At 44.5% G+C, this 8438-nt stretch carries 4 protein-coding genes; all 4 read right to left on the bottom strand.

From position 1 onward, the window contains the following. Positions 1-1003: 1003 nt before the first annotated feature. Positions 1004-2656: an AMP-binding protein gene (locus tag GR929_RS14865; RefSeq protein ID WP_159521143.1), complete on the bottom strand. Its 1653-nt coding sequence runs from the start codon at positions 2654-2656 to the stop codon at positions 1004-1006. Between the two features lie 29 nt (positions 2657-2685). After that, positions 2686-3261, bottom strand: a complete 576-nt coding sequence (locus GR929_RS14860; protein WP_159521141.1) for a helix-turn-helix domain-containing protein — start codon at positions 3259-3261, stop codon at positions 2686-2688. 468 nt (positions 3262-3729) lie between these two features. Further along, complete coding sequence (locus tag GR929_RS14855; protein WP_159521139.1) at positions 3730-5559, bottom strand: patatin-like phospholipase family protein; 1830 nt, start codon at positions 5557-5559, stop codon at positions 3730-3732. Positions 5560-5840: 281 nt separating this feature from the next. Then, positions 5841-8375 (bottom strand): alpha-glucan family phosphorylase, encoded by a 2535-nt coding sequence (gene glgP, locus GR929_RS14850; RefSeq protein WP_159521137.1) that lies wholly within the window; start codon positions 8373-8375, stop codon positions 5841-5843. Between the last annotated feature and the right edge of the window lie 63 nt (positions 8376-8438).

Genomic DNA, 8438 nt, shown 5'->3' with positions numbered 1-8438 from the left:
GCACTCATTCTATTCAAAACCGACTCGAGTCGGTAAAAAGGTAACTGCAGTCGGGTAAACGCTAAGTCGAGTCAGGAAAATGGTGACTGCAGTTGAGTAAATGATAACTTGAGTCGGTAAACAGTAAACTTCGGCCGGGTAATGGGTGGGCGAAGTCACCAAAAAGCAAACCGGAGTCAGGGAAATGGTGACTCCAGTCGCTGTTAAACAAACTCGGATCATGTTTAACTAAACTGCAGTTCTGTTCGGGTAGACTGGTTCCTGAAACGAGTTCAGGATGACCAGCGCATAGCTTGGGACAGCCAAGTCCCCCGCTTCGCCGAAAGGCGAAAAGGCGATGGCCTGTCAAAGTAGCCCGGGCCGGCGGTGGAGGGAAGGATTTTTGGCGGGTATTCCGGGCAGTGCGCCGGAAAGAAAAAATCCAGACGCGCGTGGAAGGATAACTTTGACTTGATCTTTTTTGAATACTTTTTGGTATCAAGACAAAAAAGTATTTGGGGTTTAGGGAAAAGAAAACAAGACATTAGATACTAGAACCAAGATTTTTAGATATTCGGATTTTCAGACGATCGGATTTTTCAGATCGACGCTAAGTCCCCCATTTCGCCGAAAGGCGAAAAGTGCGAAGGCCGTCAAAACGCCCGGCCGAGGGTTCGGTTTGACTAGATTTTTGCATCCTTTTTATCAATGAAAAAGGATGAGCCCGTCCGGCTTGAGGACAAGACAAAAATCAGGTCCCGTCTGGAAAGACAACTTTGACTTGATCTTTTTTGATTACTTTTTGGTATCAAGACAAAAAAGTAATTGGGGTTTGGGGCAACGCCCCAGCGCATGCAATGTCACCAAGACATTAGATATCAGACATTAGATCCAAGAATAAAGAACCAAGAGCCAGGAGGGTGAAGATAGCAGCAATCTGTTTCGGTCAATATTGGAGCAATCCGCCAGCCGATCCTGAAACAAGTTCAGGATAAGGAATATGCAAATGGAGTGGGGCAGTGGTTTATTCTATTTCAATCCCTTGTTCTTCCAAAAGTTGCAGCCCAATGCTTTTCAGTTTATATTTTTGGATTTTTCCGCTGGCGGTCATCGGGAAGTCTTTTACAAAAAAGACGTATTTGGGAATTTTAAAACGGGCAATTTGTCCGCGGCAGTATTCCTTTACTTCTTCTTCGGCAAGGCTTTGCCCGCTTTTTAGTTTGATAAATGCACCCACTTGTTCGCCATATTTGGCACTGGGGATTCCGGCTACTTCCACGGCTTCAATTTGAGGTAATTGAAACAGGTAGTTTTCAATTTCGCGCGGGTAAATGTTTTCACCACCACGAATAATCATATCTTTTATACGCCCGGTAATTCGGTAAAAACCATCTTCAGTTTTAATACCCAGATCGCCCGAATGTAACCAGCCCTCTTTATCAATTGCTTTTTGGGTGGCTTCATCGTTGTTGTAGTAGCCTTTCATCACGTTGTATCCCCGGCAGCACACCTCTCCTTGTTCTTCTTCGGGACATTCTTCGCCGGTCTCCGGATTCACAATTTTTACTTCCACGTTGGGCAGCTCAAAACCAACAGTGGTCGACCGTACTTCGGGTGAGTTGTGGGTTCGGGTGGCGGTCATTCCCGGCGATGACTCGGTTAGTCCGTACACGATAATAATGTCTTTAATGTGCATCTTGGTCATTACCTGGTTCATGGTTTCAATGGGGCATAACGCTCCGGCCATGATTCCGGTGCGGAGAGAACTCAGATCGAACAGGTCGAACATGGGGTGGTTCAGTTCGGCAATAAACATGGTGGGTACCCCGTAAAGTGCGGTGCATTTTTCTTTTTCTACGGAAGCCAAAACCATCAGGGGGTCGAAGTTTTCGGTAATTACCATGGTTGCGCCATGACTAATAATGGCACAAACGGCCAACACACAGCCAAAACAGTGAAACAGCGGCACACAAACCAGCAAGCGATCGTTGGCAGTATATTTCATGCATTGGCCAACCGAGTAACCGTTATTCAGAATGTTATGATGCGACAACATCACTCCTTTCGGAAATCCGGTTGTTCCCGAGGTGTATTGCATGTTTACCACATCGTGTGGGTCGACTTTCAGCTTGGCATCTTCCAGTTCCAGTTCATCCAGGTGTTCGCCCAGCAAGATCAGTTCGGCAGTATTGTACATTCCACGGTGTTTCTCTTGTCCGATGAAAACAACATTTTTCAGCACCGGGAATTTTTCCGATTTTAACGCGCCACGGGAGTGGGTTTTCAGCTCCGGAATCAATTCAAAAATCATATTCACGTAATCGCTGTCGCGCCAGCCGTCAACCAGGCACAGGGTGTGGATGTCGGCATTCTTCAGTAAAAACTCGAGCTCGCTAAGTTTGTAATTGGTATTGATGGTGACCAATATGGCTCCAATTTTGGAGGTCGCAAACATGAAGGTCAGCCAGTCGGGTACGTTGTTTGCCCAAATGCCTACTTTGTCGCCAGCCATTACTCCTGTGTACATCAGCCCCTTGGCTAGTTTGTTGACTCGTTTGTTAAATTCGCTGTAGGTAAACCGTAAATTGCGGTCAGGATAAACCATGAATTCCTGGTCGGGTGTTTCGTAAGCGTATTTCTCTAAAATGCCGCCGAGCGTGTAGTTGAGTAATTGCATGATGTCAGTTTTAGTTTGGTCAAGCCGATTTAATAGGGAGCATAAACAACCGCTAAAATACGCGCAGGGTCCTCGTTCCCGGCATGGACATTATGCGATACAATGGAGTCCATGTAAATGCTGTCTCCCTTTTTGAGCTGATAGAGCTCTTTGCCATAGTTGATTTCAACGACTCCTTCCAGCACATAAATAAATTCTTCACCTTCGTGCGACGAAAGCATGTAGTCGGATTGTTGGCCGGGCTCTATTTCAACAACAAAAGGTTCCATATTTCGGCCTACCTTGTCGAAGGCCAGCGAAAGAAAGTTCAGGTGCTCACGCGAACCACTTTGCTGCGAACTGAACCGAACGCCTGTTTCGTGTTCATCGGCTCGTACAATGGCGGGTCCTAAGTTGGAGCTGTCGTCTAAAAAAGTTCCCAGCCGAACACCCAGGGCTCGTGCTATTTTAATGAGTGGAGCCAATGACGGCAGCACTTCGCCTTTTTCAATCTTCTTGAGCTGATCGATATCCAGGTTTGTTTTTTCGGCCATTTCTTGTAGACCAACTTTCTTGGATTCACGAATTTGGGAAATCTTTTTACCAAGATCATATTTCTTTGCCATGCCTGTATGCTTTAAGTCTGCTCACAAATTTAATTTTATTTTAACGCCTCACAAATCAACAGAAGTCATAAATGGCTTGCATTTCAGCATTTATGTATCATTTAGAAGCAATATAAATTAGCCCGGATGAACTGTTGTCGGGTTAAACCATCAGATTGCTGGTGAATGCTGGACGTGAAAAATAAAAGTGCTGACATTCAGTCGGATGAAGTAGTGGGCTAAAGCCCGGACGCTTTGGTGCATTGACTAACCCCAGGATTAATCCCGGGGTTAGTGGAAGCCTGATATGACGAGGGCTTTAGCCCATTATACCAATTTTTAACCGGACACCTGTGGCTCGGATGCGGGATGAACGGAATGACGCTTTTTGTTTTTTTCAGATTGCGATACATGGCGATTGTGCGAAAGCATTTGAAACCCATTGTATGCGATTGTGTTCGGCAGACTTCAAGGGTTTTCAAGTCTTTCTTATTTCAAGTCGTCGTTAAGCAGTTTTCGGTTTTCCATTTCACGAATAACGGCATCAATAAACTTTTCGGCCATCATATTTTTAGCTTGCTTAATCCCAATTTTTCGAACCAGTTTCATCACCTTTTTATTCAGAAACCTGTTCAGCTTACTTTTTTTCCGGATTCGTGCGATAATCTCACTTTCAACAGCAGTTCCTTTATTCTTTTTGTCGCCGTTCATAATGTTTTTCAGAACGGCTTGAAAACGGTTTTCCATCAGCTCTTCCAAGGACATCAGTATGCTTAGGTTTATTTTTACTGAATCGTAATCAATGCCTGTTTCTTCCGGAACATCGGTTAGCAGTGTTGCCGTCCCGTCAGCTTTTTCGGTCACCCGCATATCCGGAATAATAGGCAGAAAATCAGTTTTCCCGTCTTCGGTTTTCACCCTGAACTGATCAACTCCCTTGTAGCCGAAGGCCAGTATCGGGTTTTCTTTATCGGCTGGTACGCTGAAATACTTTTGCAGGAAAAGCTGGCAGTTTCGTCGTCCGAGCATAAAGTCGTGCTCGCGGAACTCTTTTTTGAAGAAGCCGGCAAAGCCCCCTAAACCGCCGCATGCCAGGGCAAATTTCTGTTTCTCGTCGTTTTTGTAACGCACCGGAAGCACCATGAATCGCGTGTAATTATCTTCATCCTCGTCAAAGGCATTTTGAAGCTCTTGCTCTTTAAACATCAGTTGAGCGCGCATGGCATTCAGTAATCCCGGTACAGCAAACTTAATCGCGTCCAGAGATTCTTCGTCTTCCCAGGCTCCCTGTTCGCTGGGGAAGGGGTCAATCATGATTAGGGTGGTGTCAAACGAAGAAGCCGACTTTTTGATTGGGGCATTGTCTGCCTCTTTGGGTATCCCGGCTGCTTCCTGTTCTTGTTGTTTTCGCTTTGCCAAAATCTGGTCGGTCAATCCAAAAGGCTCGTTATTAATTACACCGCCGTCAACATTTACGCACAAGTAATTTGCCGTGTTGTCAAGCAGCATTTGTTTGTTAGCTGTATTTAAGTATGGATTCTCTAAGACGTAACGCGCTTCGCGATTGACTTTTCGTGGGCTCAGTCCAACCGGAAAAGCGCCGGTGGCTATGGCGGCATCAATAAGCAGCGCTTTGTTTTTACCTTCCACCGACGAAAATGACAGGGGTATCTTTCCGTCGCCTTCATAATTTCCCGTGTCGTTTATTTTGAAATGAACGAGATCCTGGTGACGGGTCATGCGGTGAACACTTTTGCCGAGTGCAGTTTTAAACTCCAACTCGTAGTTGAATCCTTTTAAATTCGTTTGGGTGGTTAGTATCTCCAGGTCATCAGCGATGTATGGTCGATTCACTTCCGGGTCCTTTACCGAGGTGTCGATAATGCGGGAGGCAACACGCTCGATGAATCCTGAATCAAAAATTGATTTTACCTCATGGCCTTTATTTCCGCGAATGTCGTCATCAGCCAGCATCTGGTCCATCATGCTCAGGTCTTCCGTTTCGGTGAGGTTTACCCAAGCATCGTAAATCGGATTTTCGGTATTCTCGGAGGTTTGGTAGTTGCCCGGATTGATGTGCGGAAACTTTTGTTGAACCGCGCATGCGGTGATCGCAGCTGTCATTCCGCCTGCCGATGCTCCGGTTAGCACTTCAATTTTCACATCGTGTTTCGGAACTCCCGGCAGGTTGAGGTCTTTGGCTTTTTGCCAGTTCTCCAACGCTTCCATCAGATAGTCGATAACGCCTGCTGTGTAAGCACCTGCCGAAACAGCTCCAGCCATGCAAATACCTATTCGAATTGTTTTGGACTCAGTCATACAAAAGTTTTTTAACAATGATTATTAACATCAAAAAAGGCGATTGACTTTTGATGAGCTGATTTTTGGTTGATTGTAAGAGGTGAACTGCCCGGTTGATTTTAGCTTGTTCACACCACTAAAGATACAACATATTCATCCGATAAGTCAAGTCGGTACTTAGTCGGATCCGTTAAACTGTTTCTGTCTAGCTGCAACATCTGAATTTTACCTGAAATAAGGGAATAAAAAAAGGCAACCTCAACGAGATTGCCTTTTGTAAAATTATTAACCAGTTATTTTTATAACCAACGCAGGTAACTAAAGTCCTGACGATGGGGGAGGTTTTCATTTTTCGGGAACATGCGGATTCCATAGTTGTACGATCCGGGGTGAGATAAATGCAGATCCAGTTTGTAGGTTGTTAAACCATTTTCAGTTTTTTCAACATCAAACTCTTTGCATTCAGTTATTTGCGGTTCTTCATTGTCACTGCCTTCAGTCATGATTATTTCAATACCAATTTCCTCTGGCGAAAGACCTTTCAAATCCATCACAACACGTGCCGGATACTCTTCACCAATGCGAATCGCATTCGTAATTCCATCGGCAATGTCAATCTCTTTTACTTCAATGTATTCCCATTTCGAAGCAATACTAGCCTTCCAGTCAACCATTTCTTTAGCTAGTTTGAAATCATCAGCTTTTAACTTGCCGGCACGTTTAGCCTGCGGAGCATAAAAACGATCCTGGTAGTCGCGAATCATCCGACTTGTTGTAAAGTTTGGTGCAACCTGAGCTTGTGTTTTCTTGATGTAACCAACCCATTCGTTTGGAGTATCATTTTTGTCACGTTTGTAGAAGGCTGGAACAATCTCGTCTTCGAACAGGTTATAGATTGTTTCAGCATCCAGCTCATCCTGAAAGTCCTGCACGTCGTATGATCTTTCCAATGGAAGTGCCCATCCGGCACCTTCTTTGTAACCTTCAACCCACCAGCCATCGAGTACGGAGAAGTGAAGTGTTCCGTTCATTACTCCTTTTTCACCGCTTGTTCCTGAGGCTTCCAGAGGTCTGGTTGGCGTGTTCAGCCAAATATCAACTCCCTGAAGCAGGACTTTGGCCAGGTTGATATCATAATTCTGAACAAACAGAATTTTACCCAAGAACTCAGGACGCTTAGAAATTTCAACGATGTATTTGATCAGGTCTTGTCCGGCTTTGTCGGCAGGGTGAGCCTTCCCGGCAAAGATGAATTGGACTGGTTTCTCGGGATTGTTGACAATTTTAGCTAAGCGATCAAGGTTACGGAAAAGCAAATGAGCTCGCTTGTATGTGGCAAAACGTCGTGCAAAACCAATGGTTAGAGCCTTCGGATTCAGCGAACTGGTGACTTCAGTAATCAACTTCGGGTTCTCGTTACGTTTCACCCAAGTGTCAGTAAAGCGCTTTTTGATGTAGTCGATCATCTTCGATCGCAAGCTTTGTTTAAGCTCCCAAATTTCCTGATCCGGAACTTTATAGATTTTATCCCACAGGTCAAAATCAAGCTGATTGTTTACAAAATCTTTTCCGAAATATTTCAGGTGAATTTCTTTCCATTCCTTGGCTGTCCATGTTGAATAGTGCACGCCATTCGTTACGTAACCAATATCCAACTCTTCAGACAAGTAACCATCATACAGTGGTTTCAGGATATGCTTTGACACATCGCCATGGAGCATGCTCACACCGTTAATTCCTTGTGATAAGTTGGCTGCCAGGAAGCTCATATTGAAATGATCTTCATGTGGCGTCGTTTTTCCAAGCATGATAAACTCTTCCCAGCTAAGGTTAATTTTGGCCGGGAATTTACCCATATACATTCTAAATAAATCGTTATGGAATGCATCATGTCCGGCAGGAACCGGAGTATGGGTGGTAAATAATGTTGAAGCACGAACGATCTCTTTTGCCTGAGGATATGTTAGCTTATTCTCGTTAATCAAACCAGCCATTCGCTCAAGTCCGATCAAGGCCGCATGTCCTTCGTTACAATGGAACAAGTCTGCATGTTGATGCCCCAGTTTATTTAGTGCCCGAATACCACCAATACCAAGCAGCATTTCCTGCTTTAGGCGGTTTTCGTTATCGCCTCCATAAAGATGGTGAGTGACAAAGCGGTCGTTTTCATTGTTCGCGTCAAAATCGGCATCGAGCAAGTACAAGCTTACAGCTCCTACTTTTACTTCCCAGACACGGGCATGCAGTGTTCTGCCGGGATATTGAACTTCAATTTGGACCCAGTTTCCTTCTTTGTCGAAAGCCGGTTGAACCGGTATTTTTGAGAACTCCTGAGCCTCGTAGTTGGCCATCTGGTCTCCTTGTAGCGAGATGGTTTGTTTGAAATACCCATATCGGTATAGCAAACCAACAGCCACCAGGTCGGCTTTTGAGTCACTGGCTTCTTTTAAGTAATCTCCGGCCAGGATTCCTAACCCGCCGGAAAATATTTTAAGGCTATCGTGTAAGCCATACTCCATACTGAAGTAGGCAATTTTAGGTCCTATTCCTTGTTCGCGTTCTTTCAGGTATTTTTGAAATAGGCTATAAACACTTTTCAGGTCAGCAATAAATTGTTCATCACTTTCCAACTCTTTAAAACGCTGATAGCTGACTTGTTCGAGTAGAACGATCGGGTTGTGAAAACTATCTTCCCATATTTCTTCATCAATCGTCTCAAACAATTCACGGGCTTCAGTATTCCAAGCCCACCAAAGGTTTTTGCTCAACTCTTTCAGAGGAGCTAATTTTTCGGGTATGTTTGATTCAACAAACAGTTTTTTCCAATTTGGCATATCCACAACTCTTTTTTTGTTAAAATCAGGCACGAAACAATTACTCATCTTTATTTTATTCGC

Origin of the sequence: Sunxiuqinia indica, from assembly GCF_009847015.1 — a bacterium.
Lineage (GTDB): Bacteria > Bacteroidota > Bacteroidia > Bacteroidales > Prolixibacteraceae > Sunxiuqinia > Sunxiuqinia indica.
The sequence above is the reverse complement of the archived record's forward strand: the minus strand, read 5'-3'. Positions and strand labels throughout refer to the sequence as shown.

Bases quoted from the DNA above. Each gene is read 5' to 3' on its own strand.
- GR929_RS14865 (WP_159521143.1), bottom strand. From the start codon at position 2,656: ATGCAATTACTCAACTACACGCTCGGCGGCATTTTAGAGAAATACGCT.
- GR929_RS14860 (WP_159521141.1), bottom strand. From the start codon at position 3,261: ATGGCAAAGAAATATGATCTTGGTAAAAAGATTTCCCAAATTCGTGAA.
- GR929_RS14855 (WP_159521139.1), bottom strand. From the start codon at position 5,559: ATGACTGAGTCCAAAACAATTCGAATAGGTATTTGCATGGCTGGAGCT.
- glgP (WP_159521137.1), bottom strand. From the start codon at position 8,375: ATGCCAAATTGGAAAAAACTGTTTGTTGAATCAAACATACCCGAAAAA.